General features: G+C 26.1%; 22 protein-coding genes. 19 read left to right on the top strand and 3 right to left on the bottom strand.

All coding sequences use genetic code 11. From position 1 onward, the window contains the following. The 9 genes from AWT63_RS05860 to guaA all read left to right on the top strand — a co-directional run bounded on the left by AWT63_RS05860 (window position 1) and on the right by guaA (window position 11,286). Window positions 1-804, top strand: coding sequence for a Cof-type HAD-IIB family hydrolase (locus tag AWT63_RS05860; protein WP_068269121.1), 804 nt, complete (start codon window positions 1-3; stop codon window positions 802-804). 10 nt (window positions 805-814) lie between these two features. Next, complete coding sequence (locus AWT63_RS05855) at window positions 815-1,507, top strand: CPBP family glutamic-type intramembrane protease (protein WP_156414519.1); 693 nt, start codon at window positions 815-817, stop codon at window positions 1,505-1,507. Window positions 1,508-1,604: 97 nt separating this feature from the next. Next, the gene (locus tag AWT63_RS05850) at window positions 1,605-4,805 is read left to right on the top strand and encodes a DNA polymerase III subunit alpha (RefSeq protein ID WP_068269115.1); all 3,201 of its coding nucleotides are present in this window, start codon (window positions 1,605-1,607) and stop codon (window positions 4,803-4,805) included. A gap of 43 nt (window positions 4,806-4,848) precedes the next feature. Next, complete coding sequence (locus AWT63_RS05845) at window positions 4,849-5,193, top strand: Asp23/Gls24 family envelope stress response protein (RefSeq protein WP_068269112.1); 345 nt, start codon at window positions 4,849-4,851, stop codon at window positions 5,191-5,193. Window positions 5,194-5,195: 2 nt separating this feature from the next. Continuing rightward, window positions 5,196-5,786 (top strand): Asp23/Gls24 family envelope stress response protein, encoded by a 591-nt coding sequence (locus tag AWT63_RS05840; RefSeq protein ID WP_068269110.1) that lies wholly within the window; start codon window positions 5,196-5,198, stop codon window positions 5,784-5,786. Between the two features lie 10 nt (window positions 5,787-5,796). Next, a complete protein-coding gene (gene nusB, locus AWT63_RS05835) occupies window positions 5,797-6,189 on the top strand; it encodes a transcription antitermination factor NusB (protein ID WP_068269108.1) in 393 nt (130 codons plus the stop codon). Between the two features lie 14 nt (window positions 6,190-6,203). After that, a complete protein-coding gene (locus tag AWT63_RS05830) occupies window positions 6,204-7,619 on the top strand; it encodes a fused response regulator/phosphatase (protein ID WP_068269106.1) in 1,416 nt (471 codons plus the stop codon). Continuing rightward, window positions 7,616-9,736: a heavy metal translocating P-type ATPase gene (locus tag AWT63_RS05825; RefSeq protein WP_068269103.1), complete on the top strand. Its 2,121-nt coding sequence runs from the start codon at window positions 7,616-7,618 to the stop codon at window positions 9,734-9,736. Before AWT63_RS05830 ends, AWT63_RS05825 begins: the two co-directional genes overlap by 4 nt. An 8-nt stretch (window positions 9,737-9,744) precedes the next feature. After that, a complete protein-coding gene (gene guaA / locus AWT63_RS05820) occupies window positions 9,745-11,286 on the top strand; it encodes a glutamine-hydrolyzing GMP synthase (RefSeq protein WP_068269100.1) in 1,542 nt (513 codons plus the stop codon). Window positions 11,287-11,700: 414 nt separating this feature from the next. On the opposite strand, the gene AWT63_RS06385 is transcribed toward guaA, so the two are convergent. Together AWT63_RS06385 and AWT63_RS06460 are read right to left on the bottom strand one after the other, a co-directional pair. Continuing rightward, on the bottom strand, window positions 11,701-11,874 hold the full coding sequence (locus tag AWT63_RS06385; protein WP_197407869.1) for a hypothetical protein: 174 nt from the start codon (window positions 11,872-11,874) through the stop codon (window positions 11,701-11,703). Between the two features lie 382 nt (window positions 11,875-12,256). Then, a complete protein-coding gene (locus AWT63_RS06460; protein WP_231723230.1) occupies window positions 12,257-12,448 on the bottom strand; it encodes a hypothetical protein in 192 nt (63 codons plus the stop codon). Window positions 12,449-12,574: 126 nt separating this feature from the next. Between AWT63_RS06460 and AWT63_RS06615 the strand changes: the two genes are divergently transcribed. From AWT63_RS06615 to AWT63_RS05790, 4 genes are all read left to right on the top strand, one after another. Beyond that, the gene (locus AWT63_RS06615; protein ID WP_197407871.1) at window positions 12,575-12,736 is read left to right on the top strand and encodes a relaxase/mobilization nuclease domain-containing protein; all 162 of its coding nucleotides are present in this window, start codon (window positions 12,575-12,577) and stop codon (window positions 12,734-12,736) included. Between the two features lie 282 nt (window positions 12,737-13,018). Then, on the top strand, window positions 13,019-13,174 hold the full coding sequence (locus tag AWT63_RS06375) for a hypothetical protein (RefSeq protein WP_197407868.1): 156 nt from the start codon (window positions 13,019-13,021) through the stop codon (window positions 13,172-13,174). Window positions 13,175-13,764: 590 nt separating this feature from the next. Beyond that, window positions 13,765-13,908: a hypothetical protein gene (locus tag AWT63_RS06255; protein ID WP_197407867.1), complete on the top strand. Its 144-nt coding sequence runs from the start codon at window positions 13,765-13,767 to the stop codon at window positions 13,906-13,908. Window positions 13,909-14,719: 811 nt separating this feature from the next. Beyond that, entirely contained in the window at window positions 14,720-16,909 is a 2,190-nt protein-coding gene (locus AWT63_RS05790) for an ATP-binding protein (RefSeq protein ID WP_156414518.1), read from the top strand. Between the two features lie 1,034 nt (window positions 16,910-17,943). Here AWT63_RS05790 and AWT63_RS06610 read toward each other — a convergent pair. Next, on the bottom strand, window positions 17,944-18,201 hold the full coding sequence (locus AWT63_RS06610) for a helix-turn-helix domain-containing protein (protein WP_197407866.1): 258 nt from the start codon (window positions 18,199-18,201) through the stop codon (window positions 17,944-17,946). Window positions 18,202-18,800: 599 nt separating this feature from the next. On the opposite strand from AWT63_RS06610, the gene AWT63_RS05785 reads away from it, so the two are divergent. The 6 genes from AWT63_RS05785 to rpsK all read left to right on the top strand — a co-directional run bounded on the left by AWT63_RS05785 (window position 18,801) and on the right by rpsK (window position 23,518). Next, window positions 18,801-20,960: an AAA family ATPase gene (locus AWT63_RS05785; RefSeq protein WP_068269094.1), complete on the top strand. Its 2,160-nt coding sequence runs from the start codon at window positions 18,801-18,803 to the stop codon at window positions 20,958-20,960. Beyond that, complete coding sequence (mcrC, locus tag AWT63_RS05780) at window positions 20,957-21,994, top strand: 5-methylcytosine-specific restriction endonuclease system specificity protein McrC (RefSeq protein WP_068269090.1); 1,038 nt, start codon at window positions 20,957-20,959, stop codon at window positions 21,992-21,994. Before AWT63_RS05785 ends, mcrC begins: the two co-directional genes overlap by 4 nt. 251 nt (window positions 21,995-22,245) lie before the next feature. Further along, a complete protein-coding gene (gene infA / locus AWT63_RS05775; protein WP_068269087.1) occupies window positions 22,246-22,464 on the top strand; it encodes a translation initiation factor IF-1 in 219 nt (72 codons plus the stop codon). An 18-nt stretch (window positions 22,465-22,482) separates the two neighbouring features. Then, a complete protein-coding gene (gene rpmJ / locus AWT63_RS05770; protein ID WP_068269078.1) occupies window positions 22,483-22,596 on the top strand; it encodes a 50S ribosomal protein L36 in 114 nt (37 codons plus the stop codon). A gap of 146 nt (window positions 22,597-22,742) precedes the next feature. Continuing rightward, entirely contained in the window at window positions 22,743-23,108 is a 366-nt protein-coding gene (rpsM, locus tag AWT63_RS05765; RefSeq protein ID WP_068269072.1) for a 30S ribosomal protein S13, read from the top strand. A 23-nt stretch (window positions 23,109-23,131) separates the two neighbouring features. Beyond that, window positions 23,132-23,518: a 30S ribosomal protein S11 gene (gene rpsK, locus AWT63_RS05760; RefSeq protein WP_068269069.1), complete on the top strand. Its 387-nt coding sequence runs from the start codon at window positions 23,132-23,134 to the stop codon at window positions 23,516-23,518. Window positions 23,519-23,542 lie beyond the last annotated feature (24 nt).

Raw genomic sequence — 23,542 nt, 5'->3', positions numbered from 1 at the left:
GTGAACATAAAAAGAGTTTTTTTTGATATTGATGATACGATTTTACAAAATAATGACAATAGTACAATAAGTACTGACCTAATTAAAAGAATAAGTGAAATGCAAGAAAAAGGGATAAAAGTTCATTTAGCAACAGGAAGGGGATATGTTTCAACTGTTCCAGTTGCTAAAGCATTAGGTATAAAAGACGAGTTAATATTATATAATGGTGCTGTTGTTGTAGATGTAAATGGAAATATTTTATTAAATAATTTAGTTGATAAGAAAGTATATAGAGAACTTATAAAAATTTCAAGAGAAGAAAATGTACATTTAAATTTATACTATAACGATACTATTTATGTTGAAAAATATGATGAGCATATAAAAGATTATATGAGTAAAACATTACAAGGTCTTATAATCAGAGATTTTGATGACTATGACAATGAATTTTCAATTAAGTGTCTTTTTATTGATGAAACGGATGTATTAGATGAATTAAAGAAAAAAATTGAAAGTAGAATATCAAATATTTATATAGTTAGATCAACACCAAATTATTTAGAAGTGTTAAATGAAAAAGCTAATAAAGTTAATGGAGTTAAGTTTGTGTTGAACAAATATGGCGTAGATAAAAATGAGGCTATGGCATTTGGCGATCAAAATAATGATTATGACATGCTAAAATATGTAGGACATGGTTATATAATGGGAAATGCAAAACAAGAATTAAAAGATTTATTTGATGAAAATAAAATAGCAGGACACACAAAAGAGCAAGGTGTACTAAATAAAATTAATGAAGTGATATTTGGTATATAAATGGAAAAATATGAAAAAAACGGATAAACTTAAATGGTTTGATATTTTAATTTTAACTTTTATTTTATGGGGAGCAGCAATACAAGAATCGACACAATGTTATTTAGAACTTATTAAAGGAAGTTCAACTATAGAAGAAATGACTACTTTTACAGCATTAGATAATTATACGATGTTATTAAAACAGATAGTTTTATTTTTAATAGCTATATTTTATCTTATAATTAGAAAATTTAATTTTAAAACTTGGAACATTCATTTAAGCTTAAAAGCAATAATATACGGAGTTTTGTTGTTTATTGGTTCAGGATTAGTATTTGATATATATTCATTTATTACAAATCCTATCGTAGAAAATTTACCATTTCCTGGAAGAATAAGTATATTTTTTTTAAATCAAAATGTATCAGATGTTATATATGCTATTTTTAATGGTATTTATGAAGAGATATATTTTTTAGGTATATGTCTTGCAGTATCACCCAAACAATTAAAATGGTCAATCTTATTTTCTTTAATTATTCGTGTAAGTTTTCATACATATCAGGGAATTATTGTAGCTATAGGTATAGGAATTGTATATGGAATATATATGCTTTGGTTTTATTATAAATCACAAGACAAAAATCTTTTTCCGTTTTTTATAGCACATGCTTTGGCAGATATTTTTGGTCTTACAATTTTATGGATATTTGGAATTTAAATAATGGTAAATCGCTTATGATTTACCTTTTTAAATTTGCTAATTGAAAGTAAATAAAGTATAATAAAAATAAACGATAAATAGGTGGTAAGAAGTTATGGAATTTGTAAATCTTAAATTACATACGGATTACAGTTTACTTGAAGGTGTAAGTACTGTAGATACATATATACAAAAAGCCAAATTAAATAACTCAAAGTATCTAGGGATAACAGATACTTCAATGTTTTCTGCTATAAAATTCTATAATTCTTGCAAAAAAAATAATATATCACCTGTAATTGGTCTAGAACTTTTCTCATATGGCTTATTTATTGAAGGTGAATATAGTATAAATGTTTATGCAATAGGATATGAAGGATATAAGAAATTAGTGAAATTAAGTACACTTTCTTATTCAAGATATGTTAGTGGAAGACCTATAATAGATATACAGGAAATACAAAAAAACAGCAGTAATTTAGTTTGCATAACTGGTGGAGTAAATTCAGAAATACTAAAAGCCATAGTTGAGATGGAATATGATTATGCAAGAAAAATAATTATGAAATATTCTCAAATATTTCAAAATTTTTATGTGGAAATACCTGCATTTGAAATAAAGAAAAGGCATTTAGATAAGTACATACAAATAGTAAAGGAATTAAAGGTGCCCTATGTAATAACAAATGATGTATATTATGCTGATAGTAATGACTTTTACCTTCAAAAAATAGTAAGTGCAATAAAGGAAAATGTTAGTATTGATAGAGTAAAAAAAGCTTATCCATATAATGACTTATATTTAAAAACAACAGAGCAAATAATAAAAAGTTTTAAAGAAGAAGATTTAGAGTTTGTAAATCAAGGTATTTTAAATACGGAAAAAATATCTGAAATATGCAAATTAGAAATGCCACAAATTGAATTTAAATTTCCTAAATTAAAATTAGATGTAAGTGAAAAAGAATACTTAAGAGACTTGGTTTATAATGGGGCTAAGATTAAATATAAAAATTTATCAGATGAAGTAATAAATCGTATCGAATATGAATTATCAGTCATTGATAATATGGGATTTAATGGTTACTTTATAATTGTTTCAGACATAGTTAAATACGCGAATGAAAATGATATATTAATAGGTCCAGGTAGGGGTTCTGCTTCAGGAAGTATAGTTTCATATACATTAGATATAACAAAAGTCGACCCTATAAAATATGGATTAATTTTTGAAAGATTTTTAAATTCTGGTAGAAAATCAATGCCAGATATAGACATAGATTTTGAACCTAGTAGAAGAGATGAAGTAGTTCATTATTTAATGCAAAAATATGGTATGGAATATGTTTCAAATATAATAGTTTTTTCAAGACTTCAAGAAAAGCAATTACAAAAAGATTTAGAAAGAGTTTTAGGAAATAGTAGCAGGGTTATAAAGCAAGCACTTGAAAAATTAGAGGGTAATGTAAGACATAGTTCTATACATCCATCAGGAGTAGTTATATCAAAATATCCATTAATTGATGAAGTTCCAACATATAGAGATGATAAGTTAAATATTAATGTAACTCAGTATCAGATGGAAGAATTGGAATATTTAGGGTTACTTAAAATTGACCTTTTAGCACTTAAGAACTTAGAGGTTATAAAACAAACAATAAATGCAGTAAAAATTAAATTATCAGATATTGATTTAAATGATAAAAAAACTTTTGAAATGTTTAATACAGGTAATACTTTAGGAGTATTTCAATCCGAATCACCAGGGATGGTAGATTTAATAACAAAGTTTAAAGTTGAAAATTTTTTGGATATTTCGGCAATACTTGCTTTATATAGACCGGGACCATTAAATAGTGGTATGACATATGAAGCAATTAAAAGAAAACATAGTGAAAATATAGACTATATTTTTCCTGAACTTGAGGAAATATTAAAGGATACTTATGGAGTAATAATATATCAAGAACAAATAATGAAAATTGCAAGCATTATTGCAGGATATACTTTGCTTGAGGCAGATGATTTAAGAAAAGCAATAAGTAAGAAAAAAATTGAAATATTAAAACTACATAAGGATCAATTTGTATCAAAAGCAATATCCAAAGGGTATGATAAGCAAAAAGTAATAAATCTTTATTCAATGATTGAAAGTTTTGGAGGTTACGGTTTTAATAAATCACATACCATACCTTATTCAATGTTATGCTATTATACAGCATATTTAAAAACAAATTATACATTGGAATATATATGTTCATTATTAAATAGTGATATAAATGATTATAAGAAATTAAGAAAATATGAGATAGAATTAAAAAAATATAAGCACCAAATATTAAAACCTAGCGTAAATAAATCAAATTGTTATTTTAAGGTATATAATGATAATGTAATTTATGGAATTTATTCAATAAAAGGTATTAGTGAAAATATAGCAAAATCAATAGAAACAGAAAGAGACATAAATGGAGAATTTAAAAATATAAATGATTTTTGTTATAGAATGATAAAATACGATCTTAATAAAAAACATATTGAAGTATTAGCACTTTCAGGAGCGTTTGATGAATTTAATTTAAGTAGAAAAGAGATATTTATTTATTCACAAGAAATATATGACATTGCTTATACAAAATATGATAATGAAATTAATGTGGGTAGAAGTCTATTTTTAACTAATACAGAAAATTTACTTAAATATGAAAATAAATTTATAGATGAATATAATGAGGATGAATTAATAGAAAAAGAAATGGAAAGTATAGGTTTATTACTTTCAATTGACTTAAAAAAAGAGAGTAGTGATATTTTATCTATATTACGTTTAGAAGATAATTTGAGAGTGGGATTGGTATTATCTTCTGAAATTAGTTTGACACGTAGAAAAGAAAAAATGCTAAAATTAACTATAGATGAAAATGGGGAAATAAAAAAATATATAATATTTTCAAATTTATATGAAAAAATACAAAATATTAATTTAAAAAATAAAATATGCTTATTTGAAGTATATAATGATGTAATAAAAGATATAGTTACAATAGATGAAGTTTCCAATTTAAAAAATACAAGTATAAATATTTTAATTGATGATTTAAGTGATGAAAATAAACAAAAATTAAAGTCTCAATTTAAACAAGGTGGATTTTCGTTAGTTAATTTCTATAAACAAAAACAAAGATTAAAAATGAATAATAAAATATATGCGAAGTTAAGCAATGACTTTATAAAAACATTGATTTTAATAGTTAATTCTAAAAATATTAACGTATATATAAAAAATCTAAGTCGTGTAAATATTAAAAAAAATTAAAACTTATGATATAATAAATGAAAAGCTTAAAGGGAGATTAAATATGGAATTTTTAGGAAATATAATAATATCACCAAATGTTATAAAAGACATAGTAATAGAAACTTTAAAGGAAATAGAAAACGTTAAAGGTATATCAACACAAACAGGTAAAAATGAGATAGTTAGCTTTCTAAAAGGAACAGATAAAAGAAATTTAGAAGTTGAAATGGGAGAAACTGAGTGTGTAGTTGACTTATCAATAGCTGTTGCATATGGCTGTGAAATAAGAAAAGTAGCAGAAGTAGTGCAAAGACAAGTTGCGGAAAAAATAAAAGAATTTACAGAAATTAATGTTAGAGAAATAAATGTTACAATAGAACAAGTTGTTAAAGAAAGAGAGGAATAATAATGTTTTTAGTAATTTTATATATTATAAACATCATGTTAATAATAGGGCTTTTATCAACTTTATATTTTATTGTAGTAAATCCTATTTTAGTGTCAACGATACTTACAAAACTTGCTATATTTTCTAATGAAAAATTAGGGCAAATAATTATTTTTGTATCAATAGTTACATATATTTCATTGTTAGTACTTTCATTACTTGAAAAATTATTTAAAAAACCAGGAAGCATTAAAGTAAGAAATGAAAATGGTTTTGTTGAAATAACAATGAATACTGTAGAAACATTATCAAAAAATTTCTTAGAAAATAAAGAAATAATTAGATATGCAAAATTAAAAGTTTACAGCGGATTTGGAAGTGTTAATATTATTGCTGTGTTAGAATGCTATACTGTAGAAGATTTAAATGAAAAATTAGGTAAAATAAAAGAAGATTTAGGCGAATATGTTCAAAAAATGACAGGAATTAAACCTAATAGAATAAATCTTAAGGTATCTAAAATTAATCCTGAAAAAGTAATTGAAACAACAAATATATCAAACACAGAAGTAATAGGAGAAGATATTACCGTAGATTCTGTTATACTTTAAGAGGTGAAATATGGAACAAAGAACACTAAGAAAAGAAATATTTAAGATTTTATTTGAAAGAGAACTTATTGAAGTTAATATTGATGAAAGAATAAATCAATTTTTAAGTAGTCATAGTTTATCAGAAAGTAAACAAGAGTTTTTTATAAAATATATAAGAAAATATATTGAAAATGAAAAAATTGTTATAGAGAAAATAAAAGAAAAATTAAATGGTTGGACTTTTGAGCGTCTTGCAATAGTTGAAAAAGTTCTTCTGAAAATGTCATTTTTTGAGATAATAATTGAAGACACTGGGCATGAAATAGTTATAAATGAAGCAATTGAAATTGCAAAAGTATATGGAGATTTAAAGAGTAAAGATTTTATAAACGGTATACTGGCAGGACTGGTGAATAATTAAAGGATCAAAATGTTATGGAAGAACAAATAATTAAATTTGTAGATTTTAATAAAACATATAATGAAATTATAAATTTAAGTGAAAAATTTGATAGAATAATTTTAGATTTAGAGGATTTAGAAATAAATCCTTCTTTCTTAAATTATATGTTAAAACTTTATAGATATTCTATAAAAAATTCATTTGAACTTATTTTTTTTATACAAAATGAAAAAAACTCTCATATATTAACTGACTTTAAAAAATATTTTAAAATTTTTAAAGATTATAATGAATTTATTAATATGAGAATATATACAAATTTTGAAGTTAAAATGTATATGAACAATGAATACATGAGAAATTTACTAAAAGATATGCTTATGAATAATGGTTTTAGAATTAAGGAAAGAAGAGAAGCAAACTTTTTAAATAAGGAACATGATAGTAAATCAACAGATATATACATAATAGATTATGATTCATATAAACAAGAAAAAATAAATGAAATTATAAAAATAAAAAATAAAAATTCACATACAAATATCATACTTCTTGTAAGTGCAAAATCAACTGAAGCTGCAATTAAAACAGTAGATATTGGTGTTGATAGCATAATTGAAAAACCTATTAATAAAGAAGAATTATTAAAGATAATAAAAAAACTTGCAATTCAAACTAATTTATATTTAGAAAATAACAGTCTTAATAATAAAATAAAAAATTTATATAAAAACCTTAATAAAGAATTAAAATTAGCAAGAGATATTCAGCAAAGTATATTACCGCCCAAAAATGTTGAGTTTAACGGTTATAAAATATCATATATTTTTAAACCTTCTCAAGATATAGGAGGAGATTTTTTAGATATTATAAAACTTGATAATGATAGAATAGGAGTATTATTTGCAGATATTGCAGGACATGGTATACCGGCAGCACTATTATCATCAATGTTAAATATGGTTATTAAATCAGAAATACATAAATATGATAAAACAAATGAATTTTTAGAAATTTTAAATGAAAAAATAATTGAAGTATTTCCAAAAGGGAAATTTGTTTCTGTGTTTTATTTAATAATTGACACAAATTTAAACAAGGTTAGTTATTGTAGATCCTCTCAAGAACCAGCACTTTATTTTAAAGATAATTCTGTAGAAGAACTTGAAACATGTGGTCAAATACTTGGAGTTTTTTCAAAAAAAATGTTTAAAGATATGATAGTATTTGAAGAAAAACAACTTGATTTTTATAATAACTCAAAAATTATTCTTTATACTGATGGTATAACTGAAGCACAAGATAAAAATGGAAATTTTTATGGTATAGATAAATTAAAACGTGAAATTATAGATACAAATGCAAATATTTATGAAATTGAAAAAAGTACAAAAGACTATACTGTAATTGATGACTTAACTTTATTAGTTATAGAAAGGGAAAAATGATAAAAAAATTTTTTAAAATAAAAAACATGACTTGCAGTGCTTGCAGTGCAAAAATTGAAAATATTTTAGAAAAGAATAAAATAAGGGCAAAAGTCAATCTTATATCTGAAAAACTTATAGTTGAATATGATGATAGTATTCATAGTGAAGATTACATAAAAAATATTGTAAAAAGTATAGGGTATGAGTTAGTTGATGATAAAAGTTCTAGAATGGTTGATGAAAATAATAATAAGCTATATATAATAGGTTTTTTTACTGTAATTATTATGGTACTTTCAATGGGTCATATGATAAATCTTAATATTCATATTAATATGAGAAATGCAATTATTCAATTTTTAATAACAACAAGTATAATCATATTTTCACGATATATTTTAATAGATGGTATAAGTAAAATTTTTAAAATAGAATTTAATATGAATACCTTGATATCTGTTGGAGTAATATCATCATATTTATATAGTACTTATAATTTAATTAATAACGACTTACATAAATTATACTTTGAAGGTGTCTGCGTAATAATATTTGTTGTTTTATTAGGCAAGAAAATTGAAAGTAACTTGAAAAAAAATACTAATGAAACAATATCTAAACTATCAAATTTAATACCGTCAACTTGTTATATTTTAGAAAATGGAAGTATAATAAAAATACTTACAAAGGATATCAAAAAAGATGATATATTAGTTTTAAAAGCAGGACAAATAGCACCTGTTGATGGAATTATTGAATCAGGTAGTGCAAGTTTTGATGAAAATGTTATTACAGGAGAAAGCCGATATATTTTAAAAAATATTGGAGATGAAGTGATAAGCTCAAGTATTGTAGTTGAAGGTAATGTTAATGTAAAAGTTACTAAAGTAGGAGAAGATACATTAATATCTAAAATAATTAATATAGTTGAGCTTGCAGGAGAAATAAAGCCTCCTATAACAAAATATATAGATAAAATTTCTCTTTATTTTGTTCCAAGTATATTTTTCATTGCAGTAATTACCTTTGTTTATTGGTATATACTTACAGGAGATTTCTCAAAAGCAATAAATCATTTTGTAACTATATTAGTTATTGCGTGTCCTTGTTCAATAGGACTTGCAACACCGACATCTATAATTGTTTCAGCTGGAGTTTTAGCCAAAAATAATATATTGATAAAAGATGGAGTAGCTCTTGAAAAAAGCTATAAAATAACTGATATAATTATGGATAAAACAGGAACTATAACAAACGGTACACCACAAGTTATTGATATTTTACTATTAGAAAAAAATAATATGGTTGATATATATAATATTGAAAAATATGTGGAACATCCTATATCTAAAGCAATAACTAAATATATAAAAGCAAATTATGAAATACTAGAAAAAGAATGTAAAGTAAGAACATTAAATGGTATGGGCGTAATGTCAGATAATTATGTTATTGGTAATGAAACTCTTATGAAGAGAAAAAATATAGATATATCAATTTTGAGTGATAAATATTTAGAATATTCAAATGAAGGAAAAACGGTAATATTTGTTGCATATGATAATAAAATAATAGGGCTTTTAACATTAATTGATGATATAAGAGAAACTTCATATAAGTTTATAAATAAAAAAAGAAGAAATGATATTAAGTTTTCAATACTGACTGGTGATAATATAAATACATCAAAATATATCGCAAATAAATTAAATGTTAAAGATGTTAATGCTCAAGTTTTACCTTATGAAAAAAGCAAATATGTTGAGCAAAAATTAGGTGAAAATAGAGTAGTTGCAATGGTAGGAGATGGAATAAATGATACTCCCGCATTCACAGTTGCTGATATCTCAATAGCAGTTGGAAGTGGTGTGGATATAGCACTTAAAACATGTGATGTAATACTTATGAAAAATGATTTAAATGATATAGATAAATTAATTAAGATGAGTAAATATACAATGTTAAATATTAAAGAAAATCTATTTTGGGGATTTATATATAATATATTTGGAGTTGTTATTGCAACAGGAGTTTTTAAATTTGAAATAACACCAATGTTAGCAGCTATATTTATGATGCTTAGTTCAATATCAGTTCTATTAAATGCAATAAAATTAAAATTTAAAAAATTGTAGGAGGAAAAGTGGAAAATAGAGATAAAATTTTAATTGTTGATTTTGGTTCACAGTACAGTCAACTTATAGCAAGAAGAATAAGAGAATTACAAGTATATTGTGAGCTTGTAGAAAAAATTAAAATTGAAGATATAAAAGAAAATGTAAAGGGTATAATTTTATCAGGTGGACCTGCATCAGTTTACGAAGAAAATTCTCCTACTATTGACAAAAGAATATTTGATATGAGTATACCAATTTTAGGAATATGTTACGGTATGCAATTAATTACTCATTTAAATGGAGGAACAGTTGAAAAAGCAGATAAAAGAGAATTTGGTAAAGCTGTACTTGAAGTAATTGATGAAACATGCCCTCTATTTTTAGGTGTTAATAAATTTTCGAATATATGGATGAGTCATGGAGATCATATTACAAAAATGGCTTGTGGATATAGACAAATAGCAAAAACTTCATCTTCAAATGCTGCTGTTACAAATGATAAAGGAGTTTATGCGTTGCAATTTCATCCAGAAGTATATCATTCTGAACAAGGTATGAAAATGATTTCAAATTTTTTATTTGAAATTTGTAAATGTACTCAAAACTGGAAAATGGATAATTTTATAGAAGAAAAAATAAAACAAATTAGAGAAATAGTTGGAAATAAAAAAGTAATGTTAGGACTTTCAGGTGGAGTTGATTCATCAGTTGCAGCTGTTTTAATTAATAAGGCAATAGGTGAAAATTTAACTTGTGTTTTTGTTGACACAGGGCTTTTAAGAAAAGACGAAGCAAAAAAAGTTAAAGAATTGTATGGAACATTCTATAATATGAATATAGTTTTTGTAGATGCTAAAGATAGATTTTTAGATAAGTTAAAAGGTATTACGGAGCCTGAACAAAAAAGAAAAATTATCGGACGTGAATTTGTTGAAGTATTTAGAGATGAGCAAAGAAAATTAAAAACAGATGGCAAAATTGAGTTCTTAGCACAAGGAACTATATATCCTGATGTTATTGAATCACAATCTGTTAAAGGACCATCTCATACTATAAAATCGCATCATAATGTAGGAGGACTTCCTGAAGACCTTGAATTTAAAATATTGGAACCTTTAAGAGAATTGTTTAAAGATGAAGTTAGAAAACTTGGTATAAAACTTGGTATGCCTATTGAAAGTATCAATAGACACCCTTTCCCTGGACCTGGACTTGGAATTAGAGTACTTGAAGAAGTTACAAAGGAAAAGGTTCAAATACTTCAAGATGCAGACAATATTTTTATAGATGAATTAATCGCAGATGGTCTTTATGACAAAGTATCACAAGCATTTGTTGCATTATTTCCTGTGAAATCTGTAGGAGTAATGGGAGATAAAAGAACTTATGAATATATAGCAAGTATTAGAGCCGTTGTTACGGAAGATTTCATGACTGCAACTTGGGCACATTTACCTTATGAATTTTTAGAAAAAGTATCAAATAGAATAGTAAATGAAGTAAGTGGAATAAATAGAGCTGTTTATGATATTAGTAGTAAACCAGCGAGTACTATTGAGTATGAGTAGAGCAAATAGACTCCAAAGCCTTATAAATAGACGTTTTATGAGTTATATGCTTGCAAATTTTAGAAATATATCACCTGAAGAACAATTCTTTGGGTGATTTTTTGTTCAATAAATAGGCTTTTAATACAAAATATTTTACGTATTGTAGGTATCGTATATAATTGTGTCAAATACATCAATCCAAATTTTTACAACATACAAATCCAATGTGAAAGTATTAGGAATTTGTCATTACCTTGTCTCCATAGATATGCTATTTTTGGGGAATATAGATTTAATTATTGAATCAATAATTGATATTTCAATTTCATTTTTTCCGAATATTTTTTCGATTACTGGTTTTGTAGTTTCCCATAAAGCATTTTTATCGTGAGTGTATGGAACTTTTGAATTGCTGTAAGATAAAATATTTTTTTATGATAATTCCAAATATTGCATATAATTAAACATGACAGAGTAGACCATATAGTCAGCCGTAACGTCCATAGAATATTCAACTAAAATATCATCTTTTTTCTTGAAGGACATAATATAACCAACTTCTTTTGTTGTTTCTGAGAAATTATTTAACCAATGTATTTTGACCATATATCTCATATTGAAATATAATAAAGAGTGTATGTTTTTTTGAATATCACTTCTATTTTTGTATAAAAATTTTATAATTTCATCAGTAGTTTTAAAATCTATATCTGTTTTATTTATACAGGTATATTTGATTTTTTTCCAGTACATGATGTTATTAGGTTATATAGTTCTTTATCTATTTGTCCTCCTAATAATTAATTTACAGCAAATTATTTTGTTTCAGATATTCAATTTTCTTTTTTATAATCTCATCTCTTGAAAGTTCTTCAAACTCTTTTTGTGTTAGTGATAGAGAGTAATATTCTACAGATTTATTTTTACTGGAATCAAATTGCTCTTTTGTAATAGAGTAGGACTCTAAGTCGAACAGATTATCCGATAGTTACTTTAAGGTGTTACATACATTAGCATTAAACGGAAGTTCTTTGTCATTACCATAAAATACAAGATTAACATTCCACTTATTTTCATCGGTTTCAATGTCATTATTGGGGAATTTGTCTTTCACAATTATTTTAAACCCTATTTCTTTTGTCATAGCCAGTTCATATATAAATAATACAAAATCTCTCATGTTTGAAAGACCGAATGTGCAATTATTTGTTCCGGAAGAGGTCAGTTTTGAAGAAGTACATCAAGTTGGAATTGAACTCTGTGAAAAGATTTTAGGCGGGAATATGAATATGTTTTAGCTACTCATATAGACAAAAACCATATCCATAATCACATCATTTATAATTCCATAGTTGTTGATAAGGGCAAAGTTTATCATTCCTATTATGGTTCATACATGGACATCAGAAATCAAAGTGATAGACTTCGCAAGGAATATAATTTATCAGTAATAGATGTGGAAACGTAAAGATAAATCAATGAAATTAAGCGAAGAAAATTTGTGAATTGGGATGACAATAATGAAGATAAAAAGGGAAACAATTATAAATCAAGGCTTCAATTTGATATGGATAGAGAGCAATAAACTGGGAACATTTTCTTAAAATAATGGAACAATATGGATATGATATTCATTTCAAACAAAAAAATCAGTAGAGATTTACCAGAGCGAAAACTATATGGACTAATTACACAGAAGAAAAAATTAAAGAAAGAATCCGAAATAAAGACAATGAAATAGGAGAGTTTGTTGATAAAACGAAATACGAAAATCAGGATTGGGGTAGTTCATACCAACATGCAAGTAGCATCAAAAATTTTATTAAAAATAAGGGATAAAGGCTTTAATTTTATGGAAGCATTGGAAAAAGGAATCCAAAAAATATCATTTCAAAAAATGAATTGAAATGAGAAATTTATAAACTTTCATTGGAACAAAAGAGGATAAAGGAAATAGTTAAGCATATTCAAATCTGTATTAGCAAAAGAGAATATTACGAGGGGGTATCGTAAAAATCCGAATGATAAAATTTATATGATGATGAACCGAAAAGATGTGGAAGCCTATCAGAAAATCCTATGAGGAAATAGATATTTTTCTTAAGCAATTTCCACACTTTAGGTTAGGAGAGTTGAAGACAAAATCAGGTAAAAATCTTTTCAGGAAATTGAATGAGCATTCTAAGAATTTACAGGTAAAATAATAGGAGATTGCCAAGAAACATAATTCATTATTAGTATAGTATGGGGAATTGGAGTATCTGAAAGTTAATATGAATGAGAAAGAAAAAAATGAGAAAAAAGAATCTGTTATAAGTTATATTTATATGTTATAATAAAAATGATATAATAATAGAGCTGGAGGATAATTATGTCAAAACTTATGTAACAGGATACATTAGAAATAGTAATATTGCTTTTGGATAATATAGTTGTCACAGAGTATTATATATCGAGATACCAGGTAATTGGCAATTTGTTATTGATATAGTTAATATGCTGAAAACATTAGATATACTACCAGTACAGATAATAGATTTTGGACATCCAAATTTTAGAGATTTAAATTTAAAAAAATATAAGGAAGGTAAACCAAATTATTGGAAAAAGGAACATAAAGTAAAGATATGGGAAAATTAATTTTTGCCTATAGGATTTAATATTGTTCATAGGTAAAGGGCGTTAGAAAGATATGTTGAAGAACTGCTTGATTATTTAGACAAAAATAAAACGCATCAATTTTACTGGGAAAAACCTGTCAGGTTAATAAATAAGTCTATTCATCTTATGGAAAATGATGATAGCTTGCATGAAAAAATAATAGGTAAGCATTTTGATTCATGTACTCAATTAGCAAAGGAGTTGGGATATGGTGAATAACATAAGAAGTGAATTTGATTTATATCTAGGTATGTGCAAATGGTTAAATACATACTTAAAGGCAAGTTTAAAAACAAAATGTGAGAAGTATTTGTACTAGATTGTCATTTTGTATATTTGGATTCAATTTTAGACAAATATGATGTGATACAATATTATCAACCAGTTGTTGGATTGAAAATTGAAATTGATGTTTTAGGAATTGTAAAATAGAAAGATAGAGCCGAAATTTATCTTGTTGAAGCAAAAAAGACAGCTTTAAATTATCAAAACTTAGGGCAATTATTAATATATTGTAAATTTTGCAATTCTGCAGAAGCATATCTATTATCCTCTGGTTGTTTGGGTAGTCTGAAAAAAGTTTTTAATAATTTAATAGAGAAGATTTGCTTGATTATGGAAGCGGAAAAAGAATTAAAAAAATTAAAGTTGCCAGATGGGATGTCACTAAAGATGGGATAGATAACCATTCTATTGTACCTAAAATTTAGAAATGTTTAAATAAAAAAGAAAGGTTTATAAAATGCAAGAACTAAAGCTAGAATTGGAAAATTGTTATGGAATTAAGAAAATGAACGAAACTATTGATTATTCAAATAATAATGTTGCTATTATCTATGCACCAAATGGCACAATGAAGTCTTCATTGGCAAAAACATTTGAAGCTATAAGAGATGACAGGCAAGTTGAGGAAAAAATATATGGATTAAAGAGTTTGTGTAATATTTTCGATGAAGATAATGTAGCAATTTTAAAAGATAAAATTATAGTAATAAACCCATTTGATGAAAATGCATATGAAGGTCAGGGATTATTGATGGCTAACGAGTCCTTGAGAAAAGCATATCTAAGTATCCATGATTCAATAGAGTCTAAAAAAGAATCATTGTACAGTAAAATAAAAGAGAAGTTTGGGTATTCAACTCGCAATAATTTCGATGTTAAAAATACCATGCTGAATGATTGGGAGTTAACATCAAAGAAAGAATATGATTGTTTAATTAAAATAAAAGAGTTACTACACAATCCAGCAATGGTTTGCTCATTACATGAAGATGATTTGGAGTATGCTTCATTATTTAATGACAAAGTTTACTCAATGATAAAAACTGGAAAAACAGGAGAATTAATAGAAGCGTATGAAAATAAGTACAGAGAGTTGGTTGCCAAATCTCTATATATGCAACAAGGTATTATTGACCACAATAATTATGGGAATATAAGTAATGCATTGAATACTAACGGCTTTTTTGCAGCCAATAATGAGGTTATACTAAAAGCTAAAGACGGAAGTGCATCTATAACATTAAAAGAGCAAAAGGAATTAGATGATCTTATAAAAAAAGAAAAAGAACAAGTACTAGATTCAAAGGAAATTAAGGATTTATTCGAAAAAATCAACAAAGCAATCAGTAAAAACAAAGATACACAAGCATTTAATACCTTCTTACAAACCCATCAAGATATAATCGTAGAGTATAAAGATATAGATTTATTCAAGAAAAAAGTGTGGGTTAAAGCTTTTCTTTATTATGAGCATTTACTAGATGAATTGCTAGATAATTATAACAAAGCACAAAAAGATTTAAAGAAATTGTATGATGAAGCAAGGGAACAAGTCACAGATTGGAAGAAAGCGTTAGATTTATTTAAAGAAAGATTTTTTGTCCCTTTTTCAATTGAACCATCGAATCAGGAAGATGTTATTTTGAATATGGAATTACCAAGTTTTAAATATATTTTTTCGGATGATCGAGGGAAAAAAGAAGTAACGAAAGATAATTTGCTTGATGTTTTAAGTACAGGTGAGCGTAGGGCATACTATATATTAAATATGATTTTTCAAATCTTAGTTGCAAAAAAACAAGGTAAAGAATGTTTGGTTATACTTGATGATATTTCTGAATCTTTTGATTACAAAAATAAATATGCAATTATAGAGTATATTAGTGATATTTCGGAATACACTGATACAAATGATGAAAAATTATTTAAAATTTTATTACTAACACATAATTTTGATTTTTATAGAACAGTATCTTCGAGAATCACAAAACGCAGTAATTCTTTTATAGCTTTTGTAGATTCAGACAAAATAAAATTAGAAAAAGGGCAGTATACAAAAAATATTTTCATGTACTATAAAAATAGTCTGGTTAAAAAATATAGTGATAATATTATGGTTGCATCCATACCGTTTGTTCGTAACCTAATTGAATATACGGAAGGTGATGATAATGAAGACTACTTGACTCTTACAAGTGTTTTGCATTGCAAGGAGAATACAAAAAAGATTACTTTAAATCAAATTCAAGATATTTTTAATAAATATTGGTGCAAAAAAGAACCTGCTACATTTGCAGTAGGTAGAGAAAATGAATTAGTGTATAATATTTTAATTCAAGAAAGCGAAAAAATTACAGATATAGAAAAGTTGGAAATTGAGAATAAACTTATCTTATCTATGGCAATAAGATTGATAGGCGAGTCATATATGCAGAATAAAATAATATCTGATTTATCAAATGGACATGATATATTGAAAGATGTATTCAGCAAAAAAAATCAGAGTGCATGGCTTATCAAAGCGTATAAAAAGTATATAAATGATGATGCAATGAATATTTTAGAGATTGTAGCAATGATAACACCAGAAAATATCCATTTGAATTCATTTATGTTTGAGCCAATTCTCGATATGTCATTGAAGTATCTATATAAAATATATAATGATGTAAAAGTGTTGTCTAACCATCAGTAGATATAAAAGAAACAGAAAAATGTCTAACTCTTAATTTTCTTGTTATAGGTATAAGGATTACCGCTATTGAAAATAATATTAGATTTTTGAAAGAGTATGGTTATATAAACGAGTAGGCTCTAATAAGACTGGTTATTGAGAAGTTAAGGAATAGTTTCGTACTTGCAATTGAATATAAAAAAATGAGACCGTAGCTTAGTTGTTATAGTCTTTTTGCATTTATTGAAATTGAATTTTTTTTAAAATTTTACTATGAAAATAGCAAAATTTATGATTAGAAAAAAATAAATTTTATAGGGTGAACATAAATCATCTTTTGTTTAAGTTTGTTACTTTCATTTTTTGATGATGAATTGTCAATTCAAGTGCAACACCTAATGTAAGTTACCGAAAAAGTACTTAATTAGGTGTTTTGTATTGGATACATTTTCTTGGTCTGTTATTTAGTTTTTCCAAATTTAGTTTTAGATCTTCAACATTTACATAGGATAAATTCATTCCTTTGGAATAAAATTCTCGCAGTAATCCATTCGAGTTTTCGTTTGTACCCTTCTGCCATGCACAATAAGGATCACAAAAATATGTTTTGCAATCCAAGTGCTATATATCCCGCGAACTCTTTTCCTAGGTCAAAAGTTATTGTCTTTACCAACTCTTTCGGAAACTTTTTCAAAGCATTTATTATAGACCTTGTCACTATGTTTTCTGTTTGATTTTTTACCAGAATAGCCAAATAAAATATCGATTTTCTTTCCGCTAAAGTAATAAAACAATACGAGCTTAATTCTTCCAGACTTTACGGTGTCACATTTCCAATGACCCAATTCTTCACGTTTAAATACTTCCTTTGGACAATTTTTTTATTGTTCTACTATTATCATTGAACTTCACTTTTTTTCCGAGGGTCTCTTAAACTTTCCTTTGAATGAAACGGTAGATTGTTGAAGTAAAGGGGATAAAGTTTATTGCATCAGTTTACCGATGTGAAATTTGTTCGGGAGACCAATGTTCTAAGGGTTTTGATTCCACATATTTTAATGAACACTCATCAAATTATTATTTCGTTTACTTAGGTGCCTACGGCATCGATATTTATTATTTGCAAGGATTGGGAAATACTTAGTAAACGATGCATGAACATTCTTTGAAGTACATGAATTTCGTTTAATCTCTCTAGAAATTGTACTTGGGGAGCTGTGTAGAGCTGTGGCAATTTTTCGGATACTCATTCCTAAATTAATAAATTGATAGACACAATCTCTCTCTTCTGTGGTAAGATGTGTATAGCTCATAGAATATTCTCTTTTAAAATGTTTGTTTGGTCACTTACATTTTAACATAGTCTATTTCTATGGGCTATTATTAGTGTTGCACTTATTATGATAGGATGTATTTAGGCATATTGTTTACAAACAACATTTATTAATGCTCCATATTCTGACACTAATTATAGATTTCATATTTATAATTTGACGATATAAAATTCTTTATTTTAGGTAGCTCATCAATACATATACTACTATTCTCTTTAATGATATCTTTTGAGATTTATATAACGTTACAAACAACTTAAATTATATAGCCAAACGAGTAAATTAAACAGGAATGATTTATAAAAATGATATTAATGATAAGAAGAAATCTATTTAAAGGGCTGTGGGATGTGCATTCGTTGTTGTTTAGAAGAATGAAAGGAATATAATTAAAATATTTTAGTCTTTGAAACAAGACTTCAAAAGTGGTATAATATTTATATAAAAATTTCATAAACTTATAGATGAGAGATAATTATATGAAAGTTATAATGGATTATGAAATATTTTAATAAATAAAAACATGAATAAAAGCTTAATGTGGATTTTTTAGATATGTTTTTTTATTAGGAGAAAAAATGGATAATAACAATATATTTGATTGGGTGGATTTTTATAAGGCGTTTGCTAATAGTTTATTGGCATATAAAAATAAACGTAATGAGTTAATTGATATAATTAAAAATATTTATGAAGAAATAGATATCAATATGCCAACACTTGAAAAAGACAATAATATTATAGATATTGATCCATTTACAGTTTTTGGACTATTTAATAAGAGTTCTATGAAAGAATCTAATAGGGTTAAAATAATATCATCATTTGTTAAAAAACTACAAATTAATGTCAATATACCCACTTCATTTGCCAGTATACCAGTTCTTAATAATCAAAACGCAACTTTTTATTCTTTTAATGATGTATCAGAAAATGATATTAATGAATTATGGTTATTATTTGAAAGTGCTCTAAAATATTCAGAAAATCCATCTGAAGAAAATCGTAGTATTGTATCAAAATACTTTGATATAGTTATTAACAAAAAGGGAAATGATAATAGTAAAGTTACAATGGGTCTTTATTGGATTTCTCCGAATGTATTTCTTAATCTTGATAGAAAAAATGAATGGTATATTTATGAAACTAAAAAAATTCCTGAAGAAGTTATTATGAATTTACCTAAGATAAAATCAAAAATTAAAGCTAAGAATTATTTTGATATTTCTGAAAAAATTAAAACCTATCTTCAAAGTGATAGCAGTCAACTAAAAGATTTTAAAGAATTATCTTTTGCAGCATGGAATTATTCAAATAAAGTTAATGAAAAAAATAAGGCTAAGCGGGATGAAAAAGGCGAGGCACTTGCAGATGATGATGTAGACACAATTCATTATTGGATATATTCTCCTGGAGAAAATTCAAATATGTGGGAAGAATTTTATGATACTGGAGTGATGGCTATTGGTTGGAGTGAAATTGGTGATTTATCTTTATTTAATTCAAAAGATGAAATGAAAATGGAATTAAAAAAAGTTTATGACCCAACTAAAAGCTATAGAAATACAGCTCTTGCTACATGGCAATTTGCAAACGAAATGAAAATAGGTGATATTGTATATGTAAAAAAAGGGACGTATCAACTTATAGGAAGAGGAATTGTTGAGTCTGATTATGTGTTTGATTCTGAACGTAAAGATGATTATAAAAATATTCGTAAAGTAAATTGGACACATAAAGGAGAATGGTTACATCCTGGTCAAGTTGTTATGAAGACATTAACAGATATTACTGTGTATACAGAATATATAGAAAAATTAAGGATTTTATTTGACAATGACGAAATAGAAAAAGTAGAAGATGAAACTCCTGATATAGTTTATCCTGTATATGATAAAGCAAAATTTCTTGAAGATGTATTTATGAGTAATGATCAATATAATACACTTGTAGGTTTAATTAAAAGTAAGAAAAATGTAATACTTCAAGGAGCACCTGGCGTTGGTAAAACATTTGCTGCCAAACGTTTAGCATATTCTATTATGGGGTGTAAAGATCAAGAACGAGTTATGATGGTTCAGTTTCATCAAAGTTATTCTTATGAAGATTTTATTGAAGGATTTAGACCCATAGGAAATGGAAATTTTGATATTAAAAAAGGCTCTTTTTATAATTTTTGTAAAAGAGCAGCAGATGATTTAGATAAAGATTATTTTTTCATAATTGATGAAATTAATAGAGGTAATTTAAGTAAAATTTTTGGAGAATTGTTTATGCTTATAGAGAGCGATAAACGTGGAAATGCATTGCAACTTTTATATTCGGATGAAAAATTTTTTGTACCTAGAAATGTATATATTATTGGTATGATGAATACCGCAGACCGTAGTTTAGCAATGCTTGACTATGCATTGCGTAGAAGATTTGCATTCTATGAAATGAGACCAGGTTTTGATACAGATGGATTTAGAAAATATAGAATGACTTTTGATGATAATAAATTTAACTCTTTAATCAATTGCGTTGAAAATCTTAACTATGTTATTTCTTCAGATGAGTCCTTAGGTGAAGGTTTTTGTATTGGACATAGCTATTTTTGCAATTTAAATGAAATAAATGATGAAATACTTATGAATATTGTAGAGTATGAACTTATACCAATGTTAAAAGAATACTGGTTTGATGAACTATTTAAAGTAAAAGATTGGTCAGAAAATCTAAGGAGATCGATTAAATGATACCAGTAAGGAATGTATATTACATGTTATCATATGCTTTTAAAGTTTTGAATGAAAATGGCTACAAGAATATGGCTAATGAACGATTTAATAATGTTGCAGAGTTATATGCGGCTATCTTATCAAAGGGTGTATCGGTACAATTAAAGAAAGGAATTGGCAGAGAGTATATATCTGAAACGGAAGTATTATCATCTTTACGAGGCAAAATAGATGTATCAGAATCTATAAAAACAATGTCTATGTATAAAGGAAGAATGATTTGTACGTATGATGATTTTTCAGTTGATTCTAAAATGAATCAAATTATTAAAGCAACAATAAAATTTTTAATACATGCAGATATTTCTAAAAATAGGAAAAAAGAACTTAAAAAGTTACTTGTTTTCTTAGATGAAGTGAGTGACATTGATATTTATACAATAAATTGGAACCAACAGTATAATAGAAATAATCAGACTTATAGAATGTTAATTTCTATTTGTTATTTAGTCATTAAAGGATTACTTCAGACAAATAATGAAGGTAATACCAAAATGATGGAGTTTATAGATGAGCAAAGAATGTGTAAACTCTATGAAAGATTTATTTTAGAATATTATCGTAAAGAGCATCCAAAACTTAAAGCAAATGCTTCTCAAATACCATGGCAATTAGATGATGGAATCGATGATATGTTACCGGTTATGCAAACTGACATTACACTTAGTAAAGGAAATAAAGTATTGATTATTGATGCTAAATATTATTCTAAAATTACACAGTCACACTTTAATGTCCATACAATTCATTCAGGTAATTTATATCAAATTTTTACTTATGTAAAGAATAAAGAATTAGAATTTTTAGATACTGATCACCAAGTATCAGGAATGATTTTATATGCAAAAACGGATGAATTAATAATTCCAAAGAGTACATATAAAATGAGTGGAAACAAGATAAGTGTAAGAACACTTAATCTTGATTGTGAATTTAGTGAAATTGCACAACAGTTGGACAATATAGCAAAAGAATTTTTTTATGATGATTGAAAATATAAATACTCCATAAATAACATGTTAAATAATAAAAAAGGTTTATGGAGTTTTTTGATAGAAAAATAGATTAATAATAGTTTCTTTTTATTAATATTTAATAAAGTAACAAAAGTAAGTTCTAGTCTCATTAAAATTTTTAGAAGAAATGATTAAAAACTATAGTAATTGTAAAATTTTTATGCTATAATCACTAAGGTTGCAATTTGCAACGACTTTTTATATTATTAGAATACGAGGTGATTAAGGTGGCAAAACAAGACGTTTTAGAGCTTGAAGGTGTAATATTAGAAGCTTTACCTAATGCTATGTTTCAAGTTAAGCTTGAAAATGGACACGAAGTTTTAGGACATATCTCTGGAAAAATGAGAATGAATTATATTAAAATTTTACCAGGTGATAAGGTAACAGTTGAAATATCACCATATGACTTATCACGTGGTAGAATAGTATATAGAAAGAAATAAAAAATAAGGAGGGTTTTTATGAAAGTAAGAGCATCTGTAAAAAGTATTTGCGATAAATGTAAGATAATTAAAAGATCTGGTATCGTAAGAGTAATATGCGAAAACCCTAAACATAACCAAAAACAAGGATAAATAAAACATATAGATTTTATAGACATTAATTGCAGAGACAATTGATATAAAATTGTAAAAGTATGTTTAGCCGTAGGGCTTATTCTTATCGGTTATAGGGTAAGGCATATTGAAGAAGGTAAATATCAAAATTAAGGAGGAAAAAATTGGCTAGAATAGCAGGAGTAGACATTCCAAGAAACAAAAGAGTTGAAATTTCACTAACTTATGTATTTGGTGTTGGAAGAAGCACATCAAATGAAATCTTAAAAAAAGCTGGAGTAAATAAAGATACTAAAGTAAAAGATTTAACAGAAGAAGAATTAGGAAAAATCAGAAAAATCATCGACGAATATAAAATTGAAGGTGAATTAAGAAAAGAAATTAGACTTAATATAAAGAGATTAACTGATATAAAATGTTATAGAGGTTTAAGACATAGAATGGGACTGCCAGTTAGAGGACAAAAAACTAAAACTAACGCTAGAACAAGAAAAGGTCCAGCAAAAATGGCTGTTGCTAAGAAGAAGTAATAAGGAATAGGAGGAAACCGTAAGTGGCTAAGAAAACAGTAGTTTCAAAAAAGAAAAAATTAAAAAATATACCAAACGGTATAGCATATATACATTCAACATTTAACAACACTGTTGTTACAATTACAGATACTGAAGGAAAGGTTATTGCTTGGAAATCAGGTGGAACATCAGGGTTTAAAGGAACTAAAAAAGGAACACCTTTTGCAGCTCAAATAGCAGCAGAACAAGCAGCACGTACTGCAATTGAAAATGGAATGAAAAAAATTGAAATAAAAATTAAAGGTCCTGGATCAGGAAGAGAAGCATCAATAAGATCTATACAAGCAACAGAATTAGAGGTAACTAGAATAGTTGATATAACACCAGTTCCTCATAATGGGGCTAGACCACCTAAAAAAAGAATATAATAGTGTAAGGGAGGAAAATGACTA

It is taken from the genome of Caviibacter abscessus (assembly GCF_001517835.1).
Classification (GTDB): Bacteria; Fusobacteriota; Fusobacteriia; order Fusobacteriales; family Leptotrichiaceae; genus Caviibacter; species Caviibacter abscessus.
Note: the sequence above shows the minus strand (reverse complement) of the source record. Positions and strands in the feature narration are given on the sequence as shown.